Annotated in this window: 18 protein-coding genes; 5 read left to right on the plus strand and 13 right to left on the minus strand. The window is 69.5% G+C overall.

Translation table 11 applies throughout. The annotated features are described in order from the left end of the window. Window positions 1-73 precede the first annotated feature (73 nt). Window positions 74-670: a nuclear transport factor 2 family protein gene (locus AB0J91_RS00110; protein WP_363862142.1), complete on the plus strand. Its 597-nt coding sequence runs from the start codon at window positions 74-76 to the stop codon at window positions 668-670. Window positions 671-1,087: 417 nt separating this feature from the next. Here the strand turns inward: AB0J91_RS00110 and AB0J91_RS00115 are convergent, their stop codons facing one another. From AB0J91_RS00115 to AB0J91_RS00135, 5 genes are all read right to left on the minus strand, one after another. Beyond that, window positions 1,088-1,870, minus strand: a complete 783-nt coding sequence (locus AB0J91_RS00115; protein WP_363862995.1) for a sulfite exporter TauE/SafE family protein — start codon at window positions 1,868-1,870, stop codon at window positions 1,088-1,090. Between the two features lie 27 nt (window positions 1,871-1,897). Beyond that, the gene (locus AB0J91_RS00120; protein ID WP_363862145.1) at window positions 1,898-3,325 is read right to left on the minus strand and encodes an MBL fold metallo-hydrolase; all 1,428 of its coding nucleotides are present in this window, start codon (window positions 3,323-3,325) and stop codon (window positions 1,898-1,900) included. A 130-nt stretch (window positions 3,326-3,455) separates the two neighbouring features. Then, a complete protein-coding gene (locus tag AB0J91_RS00125) occupies window positions 3,456-3,719 on the minus strand; it encodes a metal-sensitive transcriptional regulator (protein WP_207918546.1) in 264 nt (87 codons plus the stop codon). A 250-nt stretch (window positions 3,720-3,969) separates the two neighbouring features. Continuing rightward, window positions 3,970-5,334, minus strand: coding sequence for a cation:dicarboxylase symporter family transporter (locus AB0J91_RS00130; protein ID WP_363862148.1), 1,365 nt, complete (start codon window positions 5,332-5,334; stop codon window positions 3,970-3,972). Between the two features lie 110 nt (window positions 5,335-5,444). Beyond that, on the minus strand, window positions 5,445-6,611 hold the full coding sequence (locus AB0J91_RS00135; RefSeq protein WP_363862151.1) for a mandelate racemase/muconate lactonizing enzyme family protein: 1,167 nt from the start codon (window positions 6,609-6,611) through the stop codon (window positions 5,445-5,447). A gap of 99 nt (window positions 6,612-6,710) precedes the next feature. On the opposite strand from AB0J91_RS00135, the gene AB0J91_RS00140 reads away from it, so the two are divergent. After that, entirely contained in the window at window positions 6,711-7,415 is a 705-nt protein-coding gene (locus AB0J91_RS00140) for a GntR family transcriptional regulator (protein ID WP_363787575.1), read from the plus strand. A 177-nt stretch (window positions 7,416-7,592) separates the two neighbouring features. Here the strand turns inward: AB0J91_RS00140 and AB0J91_RS00145 are convergent, their stop codons facing one another. Next, a complete protein-coding gene (locus AB0J91_RS00145; RefSeq protein ID WP_363862154.1) occupies window positions 7,593-9,374 on the minus strand; it encodes a CocE/NonD family hydrolase in 1,782 nt (593 codons plus the stop codon). Window positions 9,375-9,618: 244 nt separating this feature from the next. Here AB0J91_RS00145 and AB0J91_RS00150 point away from each other — a divergent pair, with 244 nt between their 5' ends. Further along, a complete protein-coding gene (locus AB0J91_RS00150) occupies window positions 9,619-10,248 on the plus strand; it encodes a hypothetical protein (protein ID WP_363862157.1) in 630 nt (209 codons plus the stop codon). A gap of 56 nt (window positions 10,249-10,304) precedes the next feature. Here the strand turns inward: AB0J91_RS00150 and AB0J91_RS00155 are convergent, their stop codons facing one another. The 4 genes from AB0J91_RS00155 to AB0J91_RS00170 form a co-directional block, all read right to left on the minus strand. After that, window positions 10,305-11,891 (minus strand): SLC13 family permease, encoded by a 1,587-nt coding sequence (locus AB0J91_RS00155; RefSeq protein ID WP_363862160.1) that lies wholly within the window; start codon window positions 11,889-11,891, stop codon window positions 10,305-10,307. A 235-nt stretch (window positions 11,892-12,126) separates the two neighbouring features. Beyond that, window positions 12,127-15,348 carry a carboxyl transferase domain-containing protein gene (locus tag AB0J91_RS00160; RefSeq protein ID WP_363862164.1) on the minus strand — a complete coding sequence of 1,074 codons (3,222 nt, stop codon included), beginning with the start codon at window positions 15,346-15,348 and terminating at the stop codon, window positions 12,127-12,129. 18 nt (window positions 15,349-15,366) lie between these two features. Then, complete coding sequence (locus tag AB0J91_RS00165; RefSeq protein WP_363862167.1) at window positions 15,367-17,070, minus strand: AMP-binding protein; 1,704 nt, start codon at window positions 17,068-17,070, stop codon at window positions 15,367-15,369. A gap of 9 nt (window positions 17,071-17,079) precedes the next feature. Beyond that, on the minus strand, window positions 17,080-17,718 hold the full coding sequence (locus AB0J91_RS00170) for a helix-turn-helix domain-containing protein (protein ID WP_363862170.1): 639 nt from the start codon (window positions 17,716-17,718) through the stop codon (window positions 17,080-17,082). 369 nt (window positions 17,719-18,087) lie between these two features. Between AB0J91_RS00170 and AB0J91_RS00175 the strand changes: the two genes are divergently transcribed. After that, window positions 18,088-19,506 (plus strand): alkaline phosphatase PhoX, encoded by a 1,419-nt coding sequence (locus AB0J91_RS00175; protein WP_363862173.1) that lies wholly within the window; start codon window positions 18,088-18,090, stop codon window positions 19,504-19,506. A gap of 421 nt (window positions 19,507-19,927) precedes the next feature. Here the strand turns inward: AB0J91_RS00175 and AB0J91_RS00180 are convergent, their stop codons facing one another. The 3 genes from AB0J91_RS00180 to AB0J91_RS00190 form a co-directional block, all read right to left on the minus strand. Further along, window positions 19,928-20,797 (minus strand): glycerophosphodiester phosphodiesterase family protein, encoded by an 870-nt coding sequence (locus AB0J91_RS00180; RefSeq protein ID WP_363862176.1) that lies wholly within the window; start codon window positions 20,795-20,797, stop codon window positions 19,928-19,930. 210 nt (window positions 20,798-21,007) lie between these two features. Next, window positions 21,008-21,709, minus strand: coding sequence for an SDR family oxidoreductase (locus tag AB0J91_RS00185; RefSeq protein WP_363862179.1), 702 nt, complete (start codon window positions 21,707-21,709; stop codon window positions 21,008-21,010). A gap of 39 nt (window positions 21,710-21,748) precedes the next feature. After that, window positions 21,749-22,783 (minus strand): NADP-dependent oxidoreductase, encoded by a 1,035-nt coding sequence (locus AB0J91_RS00190; RefSeq protein WP_363862182.1) that lies wholly within the window; start codon window positions 22,781-22,783, stop codon window positions 21,749-21,751. An 80-nt stretch (window positions 22,784-22,863) separates the two neighbouring features. Here AB0J91_RS00190 and AB0J91_RS00195 point away from each other — a divergent pair, with 80 nt between their 5' ends. Continuing rightward, a complete protein-coding gene (locus AB0J91_RS00195) occupies window positions 22,864-23,448 on the plus strand; it encodes a TetR/AcrR family transcriptional regulator (protein ID WP_363862185.1) in 585 nt (194 codons plus the stop codon). The last annotated feature ends 8 nt before the right edge of the window (window positions 23,449-23,456 follow it).

Here is a 23,456-nt window from a genome sequence, read left to right on the forward strand (position 1 = left end):
CGGTTATCCTTCGCCCCGTGGAGAGTGACGGCATGAAAAGATCGGGCAGGCGCCACGTTCGAGAGGAGTAGCGGTGGGCCTTCAGAACTCCGCAGACGACGTGGCCGTCAAAGCCGCTGTAGCTGCGTTCGCCGATGGATGGCACACCCCACATCCCCACGCCTGGGACGATCTGCTCGCCGACGAGGTGAAGCTGGTCCAGCCCTTGCTCCGAAACCGCGTGGGTCGGCACGCTCTGGCGGAGGAGTACGGGAGGCTGATCGAGCTGGTCCCGGACCTGAAGGGCCAGGTGACCCGGTGGACTGCCGACGGACGCACTGTGCGCATCAGCTTGCTTCTCACCGGAACTCTAGGCCGGTGGCCCCTCCACCTCGAAATCACAGATCAACTCACGCTCGACGACGATGGCCGCATCAGGTGCCGACGCGCGAAGTTCAACCCGTTCCCCGCGGTAGCGCTGCTCGCTCGCCAGCCGGCGTTGTGGAGGCACTGGTGGCATTCCGGGGTTGGGCCGATGCTGACCCGGCGCAAGTTCCTGCCGCACGATCTCGAACGCATCCCGACCGCCTCCCTCGTACGGGCACTGGCTCTGGGCGGGCTGTTCCTGGCGGCTTCGGCCTGGCTGGCGAGTTTCCTATCGGATGGCCCACGCGGCGAGTACCGCGAGTGACGGTAAGCAACTTCGCCACCAGACCGGGCTCTTCGTCGCGCTCTCTCAGCCCCCGCAGCGCATTCCAGCGAGACGTCGATGCGAGGCCGGTGATTTCGTCCATCGGCCACTCCATCGCCGGGACCGCACTAGCTCAGCACAGCGACCCCAACCGATCACACCACCGACCGTGATCGCGAACATCCGAGCCCGGTCGGCTAGCCGAGGCGGAACATCTTTCGGAGGAGTCTGCTCGCAGCTCCCGGTTTCGACGTGCAGTGGCATCGCTGGGACTTCGGCACTCCTCCGAGTACCTGCTCCACGTGCTGGCCGCAACCCGCGTAGGTCGGTTTGCCGCAGGTGCGGCAGTCCACACGACGACACATGATCATCACTTCTTTCTGGTTCGTGCCCCCGTTTTTCGGAAGCAGGCGGATCTCAGCCCAAGGCCGAGGGGTTGACGATCGCGGCCGCAGCGACGAACGCGGCGACGGCGAGGACGACGAAGGCGAAACCACGGCGCACCGCGGAGGCGTTGAGCCTCGTGGACAGCCGTGCCGCCACGAGGGAGACCACCAGGGCCGACGTGGCGAACAACAGCAGCACCCGGTGATCGATGCTGTCGACCGCGTCCAGGTGGGCGGTGAGCCCGGCCGCCGAGTTGATCAGGACGACGACCAGCGACGTGGCGACCGCTTGCTGAGCGCCCAAGCCCAGCAGCAGCGTCAGCACCGGGACGACGATGAAGCCGCCACCGACGCCGAAAAGTCCGGTCAGCACACCGACGGCCGCTCCGGCGAGCACTGATTTCGGCACGCAGGAACGCCAGTTCACGCGACCGTCTCGGGCACGGCAGGCACCGGAGTGGTTCTCGTCGCCGCGCAGCATCCGGACCGCGACGACGATCATCAGCGCTGCGAAGGCCAGGAGCAGCCAGCGCTGCGGGAAGAGCCTGCCGAGCGCGGCACCGCCGAAGGCGGCGGGCACCCCGGCCGCACCGAAGAGGAGCGCGACCGGCCACCGCACCGACGCGCGACGCTCACGCGGCAGCAGACTGCCCAGCGAGGACAGCGCGATCACCGCCAGCGAGGTCGGAACGGCCGTCTGCAGGGGTTGTCCGACGCCGTAGACCAGGGCCGGCACGGCGAGGATCGAACCTCCCGCCCCGAGCAAACCCAGCACCAGCCCGATCGCGGCACCGAACACCACCGCCAGGTACAACGAAACCACCTGTCCCGGGTGCCCGGGTCAGCTCTGGTCGGTCATCGGAACGCCCGCCTCGGCGGCGGCGCCGAACGCGTCGTCCACGAGCACGACAGCGAGATCGCGGGCCTCCAGCAGCGAAGCCGCAGCGGTGGCGCGGTAGCCGCTGCCGCAGTGCACCCACACCGCACCTGCCGGGATCTCGCTGATCCTGTCCTTGAGCTCGTAGAGCGGGATGTGCACCGCGCCGGTGACGTGCGAGGCCGCGAACTCGTTGTTGGTGCGCACGTCGAGCACCACCTCCGGCGCGGGCTTCCCGTCGGGATTGCCGTCCAGAGCCGCGGCCAGGTCCGCGAAGGTCGCGGTCGTGGTGCTGCGCAGTTGACCTGGATCGGCCGCGAGCTGCTCGGGGCTGCCCACCGCCGCCGCGGCGAACTTGTCGATGCCGATTCGGGCGAGCTCCCGCTGCGCTTCGGCGACCTGCTCGCGGGACTCACCGACGAGCGTGATCGGGGCTCCCCAGTCGATCATCCAGCCCAGCCAGGTCGCCATCGGCCCGTCCAGGCCGAGGCCGACCGTGCCCGCCAGGTGCGAGACGACGAAGGCCTTGCGGGAGCGAAGGTCCACGACCCACTCACCGTGCTGGAGGCGGCGCCGCAGCTCCTCCGGTTCGGCGCGCGCCGGCTCGCGCAGATCGAGCGGTTCCGGACCGGCCGTGTTCTGCGCACCCATGTGCGCGTAGTAGGCCGGGTAGGCGTCCAGTCCGGCCAACGTCTGCTCGACGAAATCGCCCTCGGCCAGCACCAGGGCCGGGTTGCTGCGCTTCTGCTCGCCCAAGGTCGCCGCATCACCGGACGCCTGCGTGGCCGAGCAGAAGCTGCCGAAGCCGTGGGTCGGCCAGATCTGCGCCCCGTCGGGCAGGATCGCCGCGAGCTTGCGCGCGGAAGCGTGCTGGTGGCGCGCCAACTCCTCGCTGTGCTGCGCTCCCAGCAGGTCGGTGCGCCCGGTCGTGCCGAACAGCAGCGAACCTCCGGTGAACACGCCCACCGGACCGTTCTCGCCCTCCAAGGCGTAGGACAGGTGGTGGAAGGTGTGCCCTGGCGTTGCCATCGCCCGCAGCCGCATGCGCGATGACAGCTCCACGACGTCCCCGTCGGACAGCGGGCGCCGCTCGAACGGCACCTCGTCGGCAGCGGCAACCCCGTACTCGGCACCGGTCAGCCGAGCCAGTTCCAGACCACCGGAAACGTAGTCGTTGTGCACGTGGGTCTCCACGACCAGCGCGATGCGGACACCGAGCCGTCCGGCCGCGGCGATCACCCGATCGACGTCGCGCTGCGGATCGACCACCACCGCCACCTGGCCGTCGGTGGCCAGGTAACTGCGATCGCCCAGCGAGGACGTCTCGATCACCTCGACCGCCAGGCCACCGGACGAGCGGTCCTCCTGCTTCACCGGGTTCCTCTCCGTCACCGCCATGCACCCTCTCGATCTCGTAGCCGGCGTCGGCCCGCGGCACCGACGCCGGAAGCGCGTTCGCATTCAATACCCACGGGGGTATCCATCGGTCACACATATCCGCATCCAGCGAAGACGGGCAGCCTCAGGCGAGCGCCAAGAACAGCCGCTCCAGCTCCTGCTCCGTCATCGGCGGTTCGTCGCCGTCGTCGCGAGCCTGCTGGCAGTAGCGCATCCCGCTGGCCACGATCTTGAACCCGGCGCGGTCCAGAGCACGCGAAACCGCCGCGAGCTGGGTGAGCACCTCAGCGCAGTCGCGCCCCTCCTCCATGGCCTCGATCACGCCGTTGAGCTGACCGCGCGCCCGGCGCAGCCGAGTCAGCGCATCACCCACCATCTCAGGCTTCATCTCCACGACAACCATCTCCCTTCGACACCTCCAACCTACATTACCCCCGGGGGTATTCCCACCGGGGCAGTGCCATCGAGGAGATCAGGCGTGCGGATTCACGGGAGATCGGCCAGCCGGCCAGGCGGCGGATCGAGTGGACGTCGCCGAGGTCCCGGCGGTCCTCGGCCTTGACGCCCGTCGCCCCAGATCGACCACGGGAGGTTCGCCGGCGTTCCACACGCCGGCGAACCTCCGGGTTCGGTTCACATCAGCCCTGCGGCCGGCTGGCGACGGCGCGGTTGTCGGCCGCGTCGTGCTCGGCTTCGATCTGCTCGAGTTCGGCCGGTCCTGCGCGCAGGACAGCGTTGGCCCTGTCGACGTCGAAGTCCTTCTCCCACTTGCCGATGACGATCGCGGCGACGGCGTTGCCGAGGACGTTGATGAACACGCGGCCCTCGTTGAGGATGCGATCGATGCCGACGATGAGGGCGAGGGCGGCCAGCGGCATGTGGCCGACCGCGGTGATCGTGCTGGCCAGCACGATGAACGCGCCGCCGGCGATCCCGGCGGTGCCCTTGCTGGTCAGCATCATGACGCCGACCATGACCAGCTGCTGCTGCCAGGACAGGTCGATGCCCAAGGCCTGGGCCAGGAACAACGACGCCATCGTCAAGTAGACCGCCGACCCGTCGAGGTTGAACGAGAACCCGGACGGGATGACGATGCCGACGACCGGCCGCCCGATTCCCATCATCTCCAGCTTCCGGACCAGCTGGGGCAGGACAGCTTCGCTGGAGCAGGTCGACAACGCGACGAGCAGTTCGGCCTTGAGGAACCGCATCAGGCCGAACAGGCTCAGCTTGCAGGCTCGCATGATCGCGCCGAGCACGACGATCACGTAGACCAGGCAGGTCGCCGTGAACAGCAGGATCAAGTAGCCGAGCTGCTGCAGACTGCCCGCGCCGTAGGTGGCCACGACGGTGGCCAGAGCGCCGAAGGTGCCGAGCGGCGCCAACCGCATGACCCAGCCGACGATGCGGAACACCACTCCCGACAGGGCCGAGATCCCCCGGGTCAGCGGCGCTGCCTGAGGACCGGCCATGTTCAGCGCGACGCCGAAGACGATCGAGACCACCAACGCCGAGAGGATCGCATCTCCGGTGATGGCGCCGAACAGGGAATCGGGGATGAGGCTGGAGACGAACCCCGTGAAACTCGCGTGCTCTTCGGTGACCTCCGCGGGGATGCTGCCCGCGTCCAGGGTCGCGGGGTCGACGTTCATCCCCTCGCCCGGCCGGAACACGTTGCCGACCACGAGACCGATCAACATGGACACCAGGGACAGCACCAGGAAGTAGCCGATCGCCTTGGCCCCGATGCGACCTGCCTTGCGCAGGTTGTCCATCGCGGCGATGCCCGTGGTGATCACGCAGAAGACCACCGGGACCACGATCATCTTGACCAGGGCGATGAACCAGTCGTTGAGCGGCTTGAGGTCATCTCCCACGGACGGGAACGCCAGGCCGACGGCCACACCCAGGACTGCGGCGACCACGACCTGGAACCAGAGTTCGCCCATCAGCTTGCGAAAACGGGATCGCTGCGGGCGATCCGGGACTGTCGTAGACGACATCGTTGTTGCTCCCTTGCACGACGTTGTGGGCGGGTGGAAACCGATCGGGAGGCCGGTGCCGGAGCACCTGGCCCGCGGAGCGGGACCGCAGGTGGCGGCCCCGCCGTGGCTCAGCTGTGCAGCGCGCGCAGGACTTCGTGGAAGGCGGCCTTGCGCTCGAATCCGATGCCGGGCGTTTCGGTCAGGCCGACGTAGCTGTTCTCGACCACCGCACCGTCGGCGAACCCGCCGGTCGGCTGGAACTCGCCCGGGTAGGACTCGTTTCCGCCGAGCTTGAGCGCTGCGGCGATGTGCAGGGAGAACTGGTGGCCTCCGTGCGGGATGCAGCGTCGCGAGGACCAACCGTGCTGCTTGAGCATCTCCTGGACCCGCAGGTACTCGGTGAGCCCGTAGCTCAACGCGGGATCGACCTGGATGTAGTCGCGATCCGGACGCAGACCCCCGTAGCGGATCAGGTTGCGCGCGTCCTGCAGCGAGAAGAGGTTCTCACCGGTCGCGACCGGGCCCGCGTAGTGCTCGCAGAGGGAGGCGTTGAGCTGGTAGTCCAGCGGGTCGCCGACCTCCTCGTACCAGAACAGGCCGTAGGGCTCGATGGCCTTGCCGTATTCGAGCGCAGTCGCCAGGTCGAATCGGCCGTTCACGTCGACGGCCAGGCGCGAGCCGTCACCGTCGAGGACCTGCAGCACGGCCTCGATGCGTTCGAGGTCTTCGGCGAGGCTCGCCCCGCCGATCTTCATCTTGACCACGCTGTAGCCCTGGTCGAGGAACCCCCGCATCTCGTCCTGCAGGTCGCGCAGGGTCTTTCCGGGTGCGTAGTAGCCGCCCGCGGCGTAGACGAACACCGAGTCATCGGGCTCACCGTCTCCGTAGCGGTCCGCGAGCCAGCGGTGGAGGGGCTGGTCGGCGAGCTTCGAGGCGAGGTCGAACAGCGCCATGTCGACCACGCCCACAGCCACCGAGCGCTCGCCGTGCCCGCCGGGCTTCTCGTTGCTCATCATGAAGTCCCACGCGCGGGTGGGATCGAGCTGACCATCCTCGGCGAGCAGCGCCTCCGGGTCGGCGTCCAGCAGCCGGGGAACGACCCTGCGGCGCAGGATCTCCCCGGCGCTGTAGCGGCCGTTGGAGTTGAACCCGTAGCCGACCACCGGTTCGCCGTCCCGCATCACGTCCGACACGACCGCGACGATGGAGCAGTCCATCGAGCTGAAGTCGATCCAGGCGTTGCGGATCGACGAGCTGATCGGGACGGTGCCCTCGTGCACTGCGGTGATCTTCATCGGACCACTCCTCGTTGTAATTTATAAATTGCACGCCGATGCTAGAGTCGGGACGAGTTCCAGCACAACCCCTGATTCAGCGCGGAGGAGAAGCGAGAGATGGGCGGCGCGCACGCGTTCTCCAGCAAGGGCGACGTCGCCTACGTCGAGCTCCGCGAGCGCATCCTCTCCGGAACGCTGCTGCCCGGATCCCGGCTCGCCCAGCACGAACTCGCCGCCGAACTCGACATGAGCCTCACCCCGCTGCGCGAAGCGGTCCGCAGGCTCAGCAGCGAAGGCCTGATCGACCTCGACTCCCAACGCGACGCCCGAGTGGCGAGCATGAGCGCCGGTGAGGCTCGCCAGCTGTTCGAGGTCCGCCTCTCCCTCGACCCCACGGCCGCCGAGCTGGCCGCTGAGCGGCGCAGCGACGACGACCTCGCCAAGCTGCGCGCAGCCGCAGCGCGCCTGCTACCCGTCACCCGCGCCTGGGGCGAGGAGGCGCTGACCGCGCACCGCGCGTTCCACCGGGCCCTCTACCTGGCCTCGCGCAACGACGTGCTGATCAGGATGCTCGACGACCTCTGGGACAAGTCCGATCGCTACCGCCGCATCGGCCTGGAGCTGCCGCCCGGCGAGGAACCTCGCACGCGGGACCACCGCGAACACCACGACCTGGTCGACCTCGTCGAAGCCGGCGATGGCGCCGGTGCGCGAGAGCTGATGCGCGCCCACATCGAGCGCAGCCTCACCGGCTCGGCGATCGACGCCCTCGAACAGCGCGAACGCCGCACCGCAGGGGAAACGACCTCCGAAGCCAGCTGACGGCACCGGTGGTTCGCGATCCTGAGATCGCGCGTGCGGCGGCGAATCCCGGCGCTCGTCGCGGTTTCCCTCTTGAACCCGTCCGGATTCCGCCAAGGTCAACCGTTCTCGTCGGTGACATCAAAGACCGCGGCGGGGCGACTCCAGATCGAGTCGCCCCGCCGCGGTGTCCCGCGGTCAGTGCCCGCCGACCGGCTCGACGTAGCCGCCGGTGAACACCGAGTCCGGCGGCGGATCCACCAGCGGGCCCGGCAGGGCGAAGTCGACGGCACCACCCACGGCATCGGCCGGGGCGCCGGCCCGCTGCTGCTCGAGGTAGCCGGCGAGCTGCACGCCCGGTGCGCCCTGAACGGTCATCGTCCGGCGGTGCTCGAGGAAGGGCAGGTCCACCGAGCCGCCGCGGACCGTGACGGTCTGACCGCTGGGTGCCGCCATGGCCCACCAGTCCTGGTTGTTGTCGGTGACGCGCACGCCGATGCGGTGACCGGCGGGCAGCTTCCAGTCGGCACCCCAGAGGCGCAGCGGAACGGTCGACTCACCCGCCTCGCGCACGAGGTGTCCCTGGCGCGTGATCAACGGTCCCGTGCCGTCCGGACCGAGGTCGTAGACGTCGACCACCAGGTTGGCGTTGGGCATCGACGTCGTCACGTCGATCGAGGCTGCCGGTGAGCCCGAGAGGTGCACGTCGTGCGGCAGCGGATTCGACACGGTCCACACCCCCGAGGTCACGGCCGGATCGGTGGGCTGTCCGGACGAGGAGTTGGCCGCGGTCGAGACCGACTGGGCGTGGTCGACGTAGGTGCCGCCCTTCAACGGCGTCCGGAACTCGCTCATGTCCGCCGCAGGCCACTGGGCCTCCGAGCGCCACGCGCCGTCGTTGGTCTGCACCGCGTGCGGCGGGTCCGGGACGGCCGGCGCCTGATCCTTGAGGAAGCGGTCGTAGAAGCGCATGACCTCGTCGAACCAGCCCTGACGCCCCATCTTCAGGCGACCGGTCTCGTCGACGTCGTTGCCGCGCACGTGCTCCCACGGGCCCAGCCAGCTCCGCTCGTAGCCCGGGTGGTTGTCCAGGTACTCCTGCATCCCGTCGGCGACCGTGTTGTTCTCGGTCAGGCCCTGGGTGAGGAACAGCGGCACGTTGGACCCCACGGCACCGGGGATCAGGTTGCGCTCCTGCCAGAAGGCCGAGTCGTGCCTGTCATCGCCTGCCTGCTGCGCGAAGTTCTGGGCGAGGCAGACCGGATCGCTGAGGCTCTGGAGGTTGTACCGAGGAGCATCGGTGATCGGGCCCGGTGTGGCGGCGATGCCGTCGTAGAGGGCGGGCGTCGCGACCGAGTTCAGCCGGCGCATCCCGTCGCCGTAGAGGTACCGGTAGTCGTCGTACACCGGTTCCTGGCTGACCACCGCGGCCAGGCCCGGAGGCCGTTCGTTGACCCCGACCAGCCCGGTCAACCCGTCGTAGGACTTGCCGTACATGCCGACCCGGCCCGTCGACCACGGCTGGCTCGCCGCCCACTGCACGGCGTTGACCACGTCCGCCTTCTCGCCCGGTCCCGACCAGTCCAGGCAGCCGGAGGAGCCGCCGAAGCCGCGCAGGTCCACCATGACGAACGTGTAGCCCTTCTCCAGCAGCCCGGAGCCCTCGACGAAGTCCCGGAACCGCTCCGATGGGCCGTCGTTGGGCCCGATCGGGTCGTACGGCGTGCCTTCGACAGCCCCGGCGGGCCCGGTCTGACCGGAGTGGTTGAAGTAGGGCCCGATCGAGAGGATCACCGGCGTCTTGTCGGTGGGCTTGGAGCCCTTGGGCCGCAGGACGTCCGCGTGCAGCGTCGCCTCGCCCGCGCTCGACGGGGAGGAGATCCACGCCTCGCTCCACTCCGCGTCCGGGTACGCCACGCCCGACGCCTGGGCCGGCGGCACCGCAGGCACCATCACCGCCGCGATCGCAACTGCGACCACCCCAGCGCCTCGACGGCGCCTCGACTTCCTGGTCAACGCCCGCTCTGTCATGCAGCGACCACCCTCCCGGCACTGGTGCGCACGGCACCTCGCCCGGATGAACTCAACGTCACCCGGCGGATTCGTCCGGGTGACGCTAGAGGATCGAACGCCGCGAGTCAGGAGCCTTTTTCACACCGTTACCGGTTTCGAACTCCCGGCGTTTCCTCCGATTCCAGGACAGGTGTCCGAGGGTGATGGCACAGTGTCGATCACTGATCGAGAGGCGGCGGATTTAATGGGCGACTACTTCGAGCGGATCGTCGATGTGGAGGTCACCGGCGAGGACGCCGGGCGGCTCGCGGAGCGGATGGTCGACTGGATGGTCTCCGAAGGCCTGATCACGCGTGAGATGTCCAGCGACCGGGTGTTCAGCCACCCCGTGGACAAGGGCTACGTGCGAGGCCCCAACTGGGCGCGAGCCGTTGACGACTCCTCGAACCCGGACTGGTTGCCGGGCCCGGTGGCCGTCATCGTCGGTCGGGCCCACTACGTCGGCGGTGAGGGGATCGACTCGGCCTCGAGCGCCTTCTGCCCGCGGTGCCAGAGCGAGACGGTGGTCATCAACTACCCGACGGAGTACGAGACGAACAGCGAGGTCTGGCAGCCGTTCGAGGACGCCATCGCCGCCTGGGAGGAGACCGGTGAGGGGGCCGCACCCTGCTCCGCCTGCGGCGCCTCCGTCCCGGTCACCGAGTGGCAGTGGAATCCCGCATTCGCCGTGGGCGCCCTGGCCTTCGACTTCTGGGACTGGCCATCGCTCTCCGAGAGCTTCTGCGCCGAGTTCAGCCGACAACTCGGACACCGCACCGTGGAGCACGGGGGCAAGATCTGACGGGAGACCCCCGCGACGAAGTTCCCGCGGAGTGCCGCACGGGACATCCGCCACCGCTACAGGGCGGAGCCGAACAGCAGCGGCACCAGCGTGTACATGACCAGCATGATCAGCACCAGCGAGAGCGCGTTGAGCCAGACGCCGGCCCGGACCATCTGCTTGATGGAGACCTCGCCCGAGCCGAAGGCCACGGCGTTCGACGGGGTGGCCACCGGCAGCATGTAGGCCGAGCACACCGCGAGGGTCACCGCGATGGTCATGAACAGCGGGTCCAGGCCCAGGCCGACGGCCACGGCACCGAAGATCGGGAAGAACGCGGCCGCGGTGGCCGTGTTCGACGTGAGCTCGGTCAGCGCGAGGCTGACGACGACGACAACGAGGAGCACCAGCCAGGACGGCACGCCGACGAGGCCGCCGACCTGCCGGCCGAGCCACTCGCTGAAGCCGGTGGCGGTGAACATCGCCGACAGCGACAAACCGCCACCGAACAGCAGCAGCAAGCCCCACGGGATCTCCTTGGCCGCGGACCAGCGCAGGAGCGGAGTGCCGTCACCGTTGGCGGAGCGCTTCTCCGCAGGAACCAGGAAGCAGGCGACGGCGGCGGCCATGGCGACCTGGGTGTCGGAGATCCTGCCGAGGAACGGCAAGGCCTGCGCCACGACCGGGATGTCAGCGATGAAGGGCACGAAGACCCAGAACGAGATCGCGAACAGGAAGATGGTGCCCACGCGGCGTTCCGGCGTGGTCATGCGTCCGAGCTTCGCCAGTTCGGACCGGATCATCTCGGCACCGCCGGGGATCTCGTCCACCTCGGCGCGGAAGACCAGCTTGGTCAGCACGAGCCAGGCCACGAAGAGCAGGACGATCGCCCACGGAACGCCCACCAGCATCCAGTGGCCGAACTGCAGGTCGAAGTCGTGGGCCTTGCCGAGGTAGGCCTTCATCAGGGCCATCGGAGGTTGCCCGATCAGGGTCGCGGTCGATCCGATGGTCACGCCGTAGGCGACGCCCAGCAGCATCGACGCGGCGAACTTCTTGCCCGCGGCCTGCTCGTCGACCGAGCGCACCAACCGCAGGATGGACACCGCGATCGGCACCATGATCACGGCCGTCGCGGTGTTGGACACCCAGGCCGAGATGAAGGCGGATGCGGCCATCAGACCGAACACGATCTGAGCAGGCCGGGTGCCCACGGCCCGGATGGTCAGCAACGCCACGCGCAGGTGCAGGTTGGCCTTCTCCGTGGCCAGGCCGAGGATGACGCCGCCCAGCACGAGGAAGACGACCGAGTCCGCGTAGGGAGCCGCGACCTCCTTCATGCTGGCCATGCCGAACATCGGGAACAGGACCAAGGGCAGCAACGAGGTCACCGGGATGGGGGCGGCCTCGGTCATCCACCAGATCGCCATCCAGAGCGCGCAACCGGCCACCGCACGGCCCTCGAAGGGCAACGAGGACGGCAGGACCAGAGCCAGCACCAGGCCGGCCACCGGTCCCAGGGCCAAGAGCCACCAGTGGCGCTTGCCAGCGGAGTCGAGAGCATCGCCCTTCTGCTCCGCAGCCGCGGCGGCGGAGTGCTCCGCGGTCCCGGTCCCCGCGGCCGATGGCCGCGAGTCCGACTCCCCACTCAGTGGGTTGCTCATTGCTTTGCCCTCGAATCCAAGCTGGAAGAGACGTTGGTGAGACCACGTGAATCTGAGATCTACCGAACCGTAAGCGCCTGAATCACGAAGGTGAAATACATGTTTCCGCCGGATTGATACATGCGGTGTCTCAATAGGTCAGATCCCCGCCCGAGCCGGGTTCGCCCGCAGTGCTTTTGAGCAACCTCGAACGGACAGTCTCCCCGACCTGTTGCGCCTCAGCACCTCGCAGGGGTCAGTCGCGGGGCCGGAGCGTGCTGATCCAGCGGCGGGTGTCGGCCGGGTCGATGACGTCGTCGAGCTCGAAGGTGGTGGCCGCGCGCAGCGCGCGGCCGCGCTCGTAGGCCTCGGCGACCAGGCTGTCGTAGAGCTGCTGCCGTGCGGCCTCGTCGGGTGCGGCTGCGAGCTCCTTGCTGTAGCCCAGCCGGACCGATCCCTCCAGACCCATCCCGCCGATCTCACCGGTCGGCCAGGCCACGGTGAACTGCGGGGCCCGGAAGGAGCCGCCGGTCATCGCCATCGCGCCCAGCCCGTAGCCCTTGCGGAGCACGACCGCGCCGAACGGCACCGTCAGGCGAGCGCCGAGCACGAACAGCTCGCCGAAGCGCTTGACCGTCGCGTCCTCCTCCGCCTGCGGTCCCACCATGAATCCCGGTGTGTCGCAGAGGGAGACGATCGGCAACCCGCCCGATTCGCAGAGCGTCAGGAAGTCGGCCAGCTTGTCCGCCGCCTCGGCGTCGATCGCGCCGCCCAGGTGGTGACTGCTGTTGGCCACCAGGCCGTGCGCCACGCCCTCCACCCGGACCAACGCCGTCACGATGCCCACGCCGTAGTCCGGGCGCAGCTCCAGCACCGAGTCCACGTCGACGATGGCGTCGATGGCGCTGCGGACGTCGTACGCGCGCAACCGGTTCTCGGGCACCACGTGCCGGGCCAGCCGCGGATCGGGCGCCTGCCACTCGACGCCCTCGCCCGGGGTCAGCGGGCTCTGGAAGTACGCCAGGTACCGGCGCGCCAGGTCGACGGCGTGCTCGTCGTCCCTGGCGACCAGGTCGACGACACCGTTGCGGCGCTGCACGTCGATGGGGCCGATGTCCTCGGGCCGGTACTCCCCCAGCCCACCGCCGGAAATCATCGCGGGCCCGCCCATGCCGATGTTCGCCTCGGGGGTCGCGATCACCACGTCGCAGGCACCGGCCAGGGCCGCGTTCCCGGCGAAGCAGCGACCGGAGGCGATCGCCACCGTCGGCGCAGCGCCGCGCAGCGAACCCAGCAGGCGGAACGTCGGAACGTCCAACCCCGCAACGACATCCACGTCGGTGTCGCCGGGTCGGCCACCACCACCCTCGGCGAACAGCACCACGGGAACCTCCCGATCCCGGGCCACCCCGAGGATCCGGTCGGTCTTGGCGTGGTTGCGCATCCCTTGCGTCCCGGCGAGCACCGTGTAGTCGTAGGAGATCACCACGGCCTCGGCCGCCGCCCGGCCGAACCGGTCCGCGCCGATGGTCGCGACGCCGCCGACCAGCCCGTCGGCCGGAGTGTTGGTGATCAGGTCCTGTTCGGACCGTCGGCTGCGCTGGGCCGCGAGCACCAGGGACCCGTACTCGACGAAGCTGCCCGGATCCACCAGATCGCTGATGTTCTCGCGCGCGGTCCGGCGACCGAGGCGGTGACGCTTGGCCACCGCCTCGGGGCGCGCCGAGTCCTGGGTGATGGCCTGCCGCTCGCGCAACTCGTCGAGGTCCGGCCGGGAGGAGTCCAGATCGAGCTCGAAGGCCGATTCGGCCTCCACCTCGTCGGTCCGCGCGAACACCAAGAGCGGATCGCCCGGAGCCACCGTGCGGCCCGGCGGCACCAACGGGCGCACCACTCGCGTCGCGTGTTCGGCGGACAGGACGTGCTCCATCTTCATTGCCTCCAGCACCGCCAGCTGGCCGCCCGCGGGAACCTCCTCGCCTTCATCGGCGGCCGAGACGACGGTGCCCGCCATCGGGGCGCGAACGACCTCCTCCCCCGGCCCCAGCTCCAACGCGGTGCCGGATGAGGGCGCGGAGGTGCTCGCGCCCGCTTCGGCCACCAGTCGTTCGACGTTGTCCGCCAGGAACGCGGTGCTCACGGGACCCGCGCGCAGCTCGTCGTCGGCGAGCAGGGCGCGCAGGAAGGGGATGTTCGTGGCGGCCCCGTCGATCGCGAACTCGCCCAAGGCCGCGTCGAGCTTGGCGAGCGCGGTGGTGCGGGTTCCCGCGCGCACGATCACCTTGGCCAGCAGGGAGTCGTACCGCGGGCTCACGACCAGGCCCGGCAGACCGAAGGTGTCCACGCGGACTCCCGGCCCGGTGGGCGGGGTGAACGTCGTGAGCGTGCCCGCGGTCGGCGCGGCGCCGCCGTCGGCGGTCATCGTCTCCAGGTTCACCCGGGCCTGCACCGCCGTGTTCGCGACGGCCGCGGGTTCGCCGCGAACACCGGACGCGTCCGCCACCACGCCGTCCGGGAGCGCGAGGTCGTGCAGCCCGGCTCCGTCCGCGAGGGCGAGCTGCGCGGCCACGAGATCCACGCCGGTGATCTCCTCGGTGATGGTGTGCTCCACCTGGATTCGGGGGTTGACCTCCAGGAACGCTAGCTCCTCGCCCCGCACCAGGAACTCCACCGTGGCCAGACCGCGGTACCCGAGGCTTCGGCACAACCGCACCGCGGCCTCGTGCGCACCACGACGCGCCGCCGGATCCAAGCCTGCTGCGGGAGCGATTTCGAGCAGCTTCTGGTGCCGCCGTTGCAGGCTGCAGTCCCGGTCACCGAGCGCCAGGGCCGCCGTGCCGTCCGCGACCACTTGGACCTCGACGTGCCGGGCACCGTCGAACAGGGCCTCCGCGAACACCTCTCGGTTCCCGAAGCCCAGTTCGGCCTCGTCCGCGCACGCCCGGTACGCCTCGTCCACCGCAGCGGCGTCGCGCACCACCCGCATGCCGCGCCCGCCACCACCGGCCAGCGCCTTGATCATGATGCCGCCCGGGTTCTCGGCGAGGAACGCGCGCACCTCCTCGACCGTCGCGGCACCGGCGGTGGCGGGCAGCACCGGCGCGTCCACGGCGACCGCGGCGGCGCGGGCCGACACCTTGTCGCCCAGGGTCTCCAGGACCGCCGGATCCGGTCCTGCGAAGCCGACCTGCGCCGCGGCGCAGGCTCGCGCGAATTCCGCGTTCTCCGAGAGGAACCCGTAGCCGGGGTGCACGGCGTCGGCGCCGGACCGCGCGGCGGCGGCCAGCACCGCCGCGTGATCGAGGTAGGCGGCCGGACCGGCTCCGGCCAGCGGAAACGCCTCGTCGGCGGCGTGCACGTGCGGCGTGTCCGCGTCGTCCTCCGCGTACAGGGCCACGGTGCTGACCCTCATCTCGCGCGCGGTGCGCACGACGCGCAGCGCGATCTCACCGCGATTGGCGATCAGGAGCTTCTTCATCGTCACGAACCCCTCGGTCTACGCGCGGTCACGGGCGGCGGGCAGTTCTGCGGCGCGGTCGAGCAGTTCGCCCTTGCGCACCTTGCCCGTGGCCGTCATCGGCAGCTGGTCGACGACGACGAATTCGGGCACCTTGTACCCGGCCATGTTGTCCTTCGCCCACGCGCGCAGGTCCTCGCTCGCGGCGCTGCTGTCCACCACCACGAAAGCCACCGCCACTTGGCCTTTCGCGCGGTCGGGACGAGGCACCACCGAGACCGACCGGATCGCCGGGTGCAGGCGCAGCAGGGCTTCGACCTCGGACGGGAACACGCTCATCCCGTTGGTCTTGATCATCTCCTTGGCGCGCGCCAGGTAGTGCAGGGCTCCCCACTCGTCGAGCCGTCCCACGTCGCCGGTGTGCAGCCAGCCGTCGCGGATCGTCTCCGCGGTCGCGTCGGGTCGGCCGTAGTAGCCGGTCAGGATCGACGGGCTCCGCACGATGATCTCCCCCGACGTGCCGACCGGCACGGGATCACCGGAGTCGTCGACGATCAGCACATCGGTGCCCGGCACGGGCAGCCCGCAGAACACCGGGTCCGCGTGCAGGTCCCGATCGCCGTCCTGGAACCCGAGCGTGAAGGTGTCGGCCGTGTGCGTCTCGGTCATGCCGTACGACGCCTCCCTCAGGACGCTGCCGGTGGCGTCCCGCCACCCCGCCCTGACCTCCGGGGTCAGCTTCAGCACGAACGAGACCGCGAGCGCGTTGCGCAGCGACGACAGCCGCTCGCCCTCGAAACCCGGCTCGTCCATCAGCTCCACGTAGTTGTCGACCGTGGCGACCAGGTCGGTCACGCCGTGGCGCTCGACCAGGGTGACGGCCGTGGCCGGGTCCCAGCGCGTCATCAGCACGACCTGCTGGCCGTTGACCAGCGGTTTGAGGACGCCGAAGTCCTCGCCGGCGATCCAGAACACCGGCAGGAAGTTCAGCGACACGACACCGGGATCGCCCACCTGCGTCCCGCCGGCCGCGCTGGCCGTCGCCGCCGTGTAGACCATGTGCCGCTGGGTGTGCTCGCAGCCCTTCGGCAGCCCGGTCGTCCCGCCGGTGTAGTTGAGCGCCGCCAGCGCGTCGGGATCGCTGGGCCGCGCTTCAGCGGGCGCCGAGGCGCTGATGTCGGCCCAGTCCGAGCGCTCGGCGGTGAGCTCGAACGGCACCGGCACGTCGGGTTCGGCCGTGAGCAGGTCGGCGAGACCGGTGTAGGCCACGTGCCGCACGGGCGTGTCGCCGCGCACCGATTCCACGAGGTCGGCGAACTCATCTTGCGCCAGCAGCACCGTCACACCGGCGTCGTCCAGCTCGTACCGCAGCTCGTGGCCCCGGAACATGGGGTTGATCGGCACGTGCACCGCGCCCGCCTTGAGAACGCCCACCATCGCGATGAGGAACTGGGGGCAGTTGCTCAGGAACACGCCGACCCGGTCCCCTGCCGCCACACCGCGTTCGCCGAGCCATCCGGCGAAGCGGTCGCTCAGCTCGTCGTATTCGGCGTAGGTGATGTCGCGGCCGTAGAACGAGATCGCGATGGTGTCCGGGCGGGTCTTGGCCCAGTGCCGGAGGTGTTCGGGCAGAGCGGGAACCTCGACGGGGTGCACGACGGTGCCCGGCACCTGCTCCGGCCAGTTGGCCGCCTGCAGGCGGCGGACCTCGGCTAAAGCCTCTTCACGGCGGGACGACGGCATTCGGGCCTCCTACGGTTCGGGCCGCGAGTCGGCGACGACGCCGACGGCGCGCTCGGTGAGCCGGATGTGATCGTTGATGAACTGCTCGCGGTCCTCGTCGGGAGCGTGACCGAGGCGGGCGGCGCCGCGGACGATCGAGTCGCTCAGCATCGACACCAGCTGCTGGGGTGGCACGCAGGGATCGATCGTGGCCGGGTCCAGCCCGGACAGGTAGTTGGTGAAGCGCCGCTCCAGCCGACGCCGCAGCGTGCTCCACAGCGCGTCCACGTCGGGGTCGACCCCGGCACGGCTGTCGATCTGCGCCACGAGCGACCCGTTGGCGAAGATCGCCTCGGCGAACGCGCGAGTGGTCGACCGCAGCACGGTGACCGGCGGGAGGGACTCGATCCCGTCTAGCTGCTGGGTGGATTCGAGCTGGGCGCAGACCTGCTCGGTGACCGCGAGGAACGCCTCGTCCTTGGACCGCAAGTAGGCGTAGAACGTCGGGCGCGAGGTCTGCGCCCGAGCCGCGATCAGCTCGACCGTGGTCGCCGTGTAGCCGAGGTCGTCGAAGCACGCGGCGGCGGCAGCGAGCAGCTCCTCGCGCCGAGGGCCCGACGTCTCCCGGCGATTGGCCCGCGCGCGCTCCTGGGCATCACTTGTCGTCACGACTCCATTGTCGTGACCTCGGTGCCGACCTTCGGCGCGCGCCCGGGAAGCGGACATCAGGGGGTTGACAAGCCTTGTCCGGGAACGGATTCCGGGTCGTCGCAGGCCGATGCCGGATGGCCGACCTCGGGGATGGATGTGGTCAAAGCAGCCCCTCCGGAACGAGTGACGGCACGTGATCCCGACCAACACTCGTTGACGTTGACGTCCATGTCAATACGCGAGCCGCACCGCACCCGGATCCGGCCGAGGAAGTTCGACAAGTGCCGAATTCGCGGTGCCGACGTCCATTCGCTTTACCGGGTTCATCGAACGTACCCGCCGACTGACGAGGCTGGCTGTTCCGATCGTTCTCACGTGGAGTCGCACATGGATCTCTCTCGCAGGCAGTTCGTCAACCGCTCGCTGCTGGGCGGCATCGGGATCGCCCTCGTCGGCAACGTCGGAGCAGTCACCGCCGCCGCCCCGGCCTCGGCCGAGAACGGCCAGCCCGCCGGTTACGGGCCGCTGGTACCCGATCCCGCGGGACTGCTGTCGCTTCCCGCCGGGTTCAGCTACAAGATCGTCACCGAAGCCGGCAAGACGAAGCTCGAATCCGGCGAAGCCACGCCGCAGAAGCACGACGGCATGGCCGCTTTCATCCGCCCGGACGGCGGCAGCGTGATCGTGTACAACCACGAGATCAAGGTCAGCCAGAACCCCGAGTTCCCGGTGCCCCGGCTCGACGGCCTCACCTACGACCCGGTCTCCCCCGGCGGCTGCACCGTGGTCGAGGTCGACGCCGAGGGCAACCGCGTCACCGAGTACGTCGCACTGGCCGGCACCTCCACCAACTGCGCGGGTGGCCGCACCCCGTGGAACACCTGGTTGAGCTGCGAGGAGACCGAGGACAAGGCCGGTGAGAGCGGTCAGCAGTTCGACCACGGCTACACCTTCGAGGTCGACCCCTACAACCGCGAGGCGAACCAGAACCCGAAGCCGATCAAGGCGCTCGGCCGGTTCTCCCACGAGGCAGCCGTCGTCGACCCGAACACCGGGCACATCTACCAGACCGAAGACGCGTCGGGCCCGAACGGCCTGTTCTACCGCTTCACCCCGCCTGCCTCCGCACTGCCGCTGGGCCCTGGCAAGCTCCGCGCGCTCGGCGACGACGACGGCACCTTCGAAGCGATGAAGGCCGCCGACAAGTCCGGTCAGCACGTCGACGACCTGTCCCGCGCGACCGAGGTCGGCACCACCTACGGCGTGACCTGGGTGGCCGTGGCGGACCGCGCCGCGGCCACGACCTCGATCCGCGAGCAGTTCACCGACGACCAGATCACCCGCGGGCGCAAGCTCGAAGGCGCCTGGTGGGGCGACGGTGGAGCCTACTTCGTCTGCAGCTACGCCCGCCTCGAAGACAGCCCGGGCACCCCGCACGACGGTCAGGTGTGGTTCTACAACCCGCGCAACCAGACCATCGAGCTCAAGCTGCGCTTCGAGTACGACCAGGACGACAGCGCCAGCTTCGACGGCCCCGACAACATCACCGTCTCCTCCCGCGGCAACGGCCTGATCCTCGCCGAGGACGGCGACGGGCAGCAGCACCTGTTCGGAGCGACCTTCGAAGGCCAGACCTACCCGCTGGCCCGCAACGAGATCAACACCGGCACCGACGCCGAGCCCGAGTACAGCGAGTTCTGCGGCCCCGTCTACTCCCCCGACGGCAACACCCTCTTCGCCAGCGTCCAGACCCCCGGCGTCCTCTACGCCATCACCGGCCCCTGGGACCGCCTGCACAACGCCTGACCCACCCCACCCCTGCACCGGTGACGCCCCGACCAGAACGTCCCTGGTCGGGGCGTCACCGCTGACGCAACAACCGCACTCACCCGGCGAACGCTGAACCACCGCACCGCCGCGTTCCACACCGGCTTCCCCGATCACCGCGGCAACCGGGGACCGGGGTCTCGGGTTTTCGGTGCAAGTGGTCGTGTCTCACCGCCGGCTAGGTTCCCCGATTTCAGTGGAAGTCCTCTCTCGGATTTCCATGGAACTCGGAACCCGGATTTCCTCTGAAATCCGGGAAGCCGGGTGACCACCACGGGCCTGGACGGCCCCACCCCGTGATCGGGGACCCGGATTACCGCCGTGATCGGGTGCCGGAAAACCGCGGTAATCGGGTTTCTGATTACCACGGTTTTCCCGGGTGCCGGGCGGGAGCCGGTTGTCAGGGTGCTGGGGTGGTGTTGCGGATCTCCTCGCGGAGGACGTCGGGTCGGTCGCTGATGATGCCGTCGACGCGGTTGGCGATCAGCGTCCGCATCAGGGCCGGGTCGTTGACCGTGTACGGGTTGATGCGCATGCCGTGCTCGTGAACAGCGGCGACGTACTCCGGGGTCGCGGCCGAGTGGTGCGGGTTGACCTGGTTGGAGTAGGTGGCCACCTCAGCGAGCTGGTCGGTGGTCGGCGCACCCAGCACACCCACCTGGACCGCCGGGAGCAGGCCGTGGAAGTGGCGGATGAAGTCCCAGTTGAAGCTCTGCACCACCAGGTGCTGCGCCATCGGGTCGGGCTGCATCCACTGAGGACGCTGCTGCAGCTCACCGGCGATCCGCTCGGCGATGCCCGGGTAGAGCTCCGGCGCCTTGGCCTCCAACAACAGGCCGGACGCGGTGAGCTCCAGCTCGTCGAGGACCTCGGCGAAGGTGGGCACGACGGCGCCGGCGTAGCGCGGGTCCTTCCAGGAGCCCGCGTCGAGCGTGCGGATCTCCTCCAGCGTGAAGTCCGAGACCCGCCACGGCGCCCGGTCGGGGAACTTCTGCTCGACGTCCGTGGTGCGCGACAGCGTGGTGTCGTGGATGACGACCAGCTGCTCGTCCTTGGTCTGCTGAACGTCGATCTCGACGAGGTCGGCCCGCATCTCGGCACCCAGCCGGACGGCCTCCAGGGTGTTCTCCGGCGCGTAGGCGGAAGCCCCGCGGTGGGCGATGTTGGTGACGGTGGCGGTCGGCTCCGCTGGAGCCGCGGTCACCGCCGTCGTCACCGTCATCGTCGTGAGCAGCGCGGCTGCGGCCACCGCCGCGACCCGGTGCAACATAGGTCGATCCCCTCGTCAGCGCCAGTTTTGTCCGGAAAGACGGGAGAATACTGCGGACATCCGGTATCGCGGACCTGATCGCCGCCTGGCCCACCGGTGTCGCGCGCCTGAACGTTGCACCGCAACCGCCGAAACCGCCACGCTCCAGACCCACCCCGGAACGCGACATCGGTTGATCGTGCTCAGCCCAGCAGACCGCGCGGCCGGGATTCAGCCGGCGAGCTGCGGGTACAGGGCGGTCAGGTCGGCGGACAGTCCTGCCTTGACCCGCCGCGAGAGGTCGTCGGCGAGCACCTCGTGCGCTCCCACCTGGATGCCCTCGACCGCCAGCCGGGCGACCTCGGCCGCACTGACCTTGGGGGCGTCGACCCCGGCGGCCATGTCGGTGTCCACGTACCCCATGTGCAGGCCGGTGACGGCGATGCCGCGCGAGTGCAGCTCCAGGCGCAGCGAGTTCGTCTGCGACCACAGGGCGGCCTTGGAAGCGCTGTAGGACCCGCCGTTGCCCAACCAGGACAGCACCGAGTGGGCGTTGAGGACGTGACCGCCGCCGTTGCGCTCGATGATCGGCACGAAGGCGCGGGAGACCAGCAGCGGGCCGTAGAAGTTCGTCTCGAACTCCCGCCGGATGTCCTCGATCGAGGAGCCCAGCATCGGAACACCGACGGAACCGCCCGCGTTGTTGATCAGAATCGTGACGTCCCCCGCCTGCTCGGCGACGGCGGCGACGGAGTCGGGGTCGGTGACCTCCAGCCGCACCGGCACGGCGTCAGGATGTGTCACGGTTCTCGGGTCGCGGGCCGTGGCGTAGACCTTGCTCGCACCGCGCGCGAACAGCTCCTCCACGAGCGCCTTGCCGATGCCGCGGCTGCCGCCCGTGACGAGTGCGACGGCACCTTTGATCTCGGTCATCTTCCAGCTCCAAACTGCGTGAGATCCAGCCCGGACGAGTCAGTCCAGGGTGACGACGACCTTGCCGTTGGCGCGTCCCCGCTCGACGTGCGCCATGGCTTCCAGGAGGTCGGCGAAGGGGAAGGTCCGGTCGAGCACGGGGCGCAACGTTGCGCTGCCGTAGAGGTCGGCCAGTTCCGCCAGCTGAGTCCCGTTGGCGCGCATGAAGAAGAACGAGTAGCGCACCCCGAGCTTCTTGGCCTGCTTGCGGATCTTGCGGCTCATCAGCGACAGGACCGGCTTCAGCACGGGGCGGCCCAGTTGCTCGGCGAAGGCGGGGTCGGGCGGGCCGACCACGCTGATCGCCAGCCCGCCCGGCTTGAGCACCGACAGCGACTTCTCCAGGTTGGCCCCACCCAGCGAATCGAGCACGACGTCGTAACCGGCGAGCACGTCGCTGAAGTCCGTCGTCCGGTAATCGATCACCTCGTCGGCGCCGAGTTCCCGCACGGCCGCGGCGTTCTCGGCGCGCGCGGTGGTGGCGACGTGGGCACCCAGGTGCTTGGCCACCTGAACGACGGTCGAACCCAAGCCGCCGGCCCCGGCGTGCACGAGGACCTTCTGCCCGGCCTCGACGTGGGCGAGGTCGACGAGGGCCTGCCAGGCCGCCAGCGCCACGAGCGGCACCGCGGCGGCCTCCTCGAACGACAACGACCGGGGCTTGTGCGCCACGTCGTCCTCGTCCATCGCGATGAACTCCGCGAACGCGCCGATCCGAAGATCGCGAGGCCGGGCGTAGACCTCGTCACCGACCTCGAACCGGCGGACCGAGGCGCCCACCTGCGTCACGACACCGGCGACGTCGTGACCGAGGACGAAGGGTCGCTCGTAGCGCAGCAGCTGCTTGAACTCGCCGTTGCGGACCATCTTGTCCAACGGGTTGATCCCGGCCGCCCGGACCTGGACGAGGACGTCCCGCTCTCCCGGCACCGGGTCGGGCACGTCCGCCGCGCGCAGACCGTCCGCACCGTAGGACTCGACGACGAACGCCTTCATCGCGACCTGCCTCCTGCGCTCACCCGGCGTCGAGATCACGCGCCATTGAATTACGACCGTACTCCATTTAAACTAGCACGGACCGCCAGCGGCGGACCAGCACGTGCGGAGGAGGAGCGGTGCGGTACGACAAGGAGCACAAGGACGCCACGCGGCGGAGGATCATCGAGACCTCCGGCCGCCGGTTCAAGCAGGACGGCCTCGACGGCTCCGGAGTCGCCACGCTCATGAAGGACGCGGGCCTGACCAACGGCGCCTTCTACAAGCACTTCACGTCCAAGGACGACCTCGTCACGACCGTCGTCGCGGAGCAGCTGACCGGGCAACGAGCGATGCTCGACGAACGCGCACCGGACAGGGCCGGCGTCGAGCGGTTCATCCGCGACTACCTCTCGCCCGGGCATCGCGACGCCCCCGAGCGCGGCTGCCCGTCCGCAGCCCTGCTCGACGAGATCGCGCGCTGCGACGACACCGTCAAGCAGGCCTACACCGACGGCCTGGTGACCATCGCCGACGACATCGCCGCGCGGATCGCGCCGGACGACCCGGACTCGGCGCGCACGCGAGTCCTCAGCCTCTTCGCCACGCTCTTCGGGACGCTGCAGCTCGCCCGCGCGATGGCCGACCCGAACCTCTCCGATGCGATCCTCGACCAGGGCATCACCAACGCCCTGGCCATCCTGGACGACGCGACCCGGAACTGACACGCACC

It is taken from the genome of Saccharopolyspora sp. NPDC049357 (assembly GCF_040677225.1).
Taxonomy (GTDB): Bacteria; Actinomycetota; Actinomycetes; order Mycobacteriales; family Pseudonocardiaceae; genus Saccharopolyspora.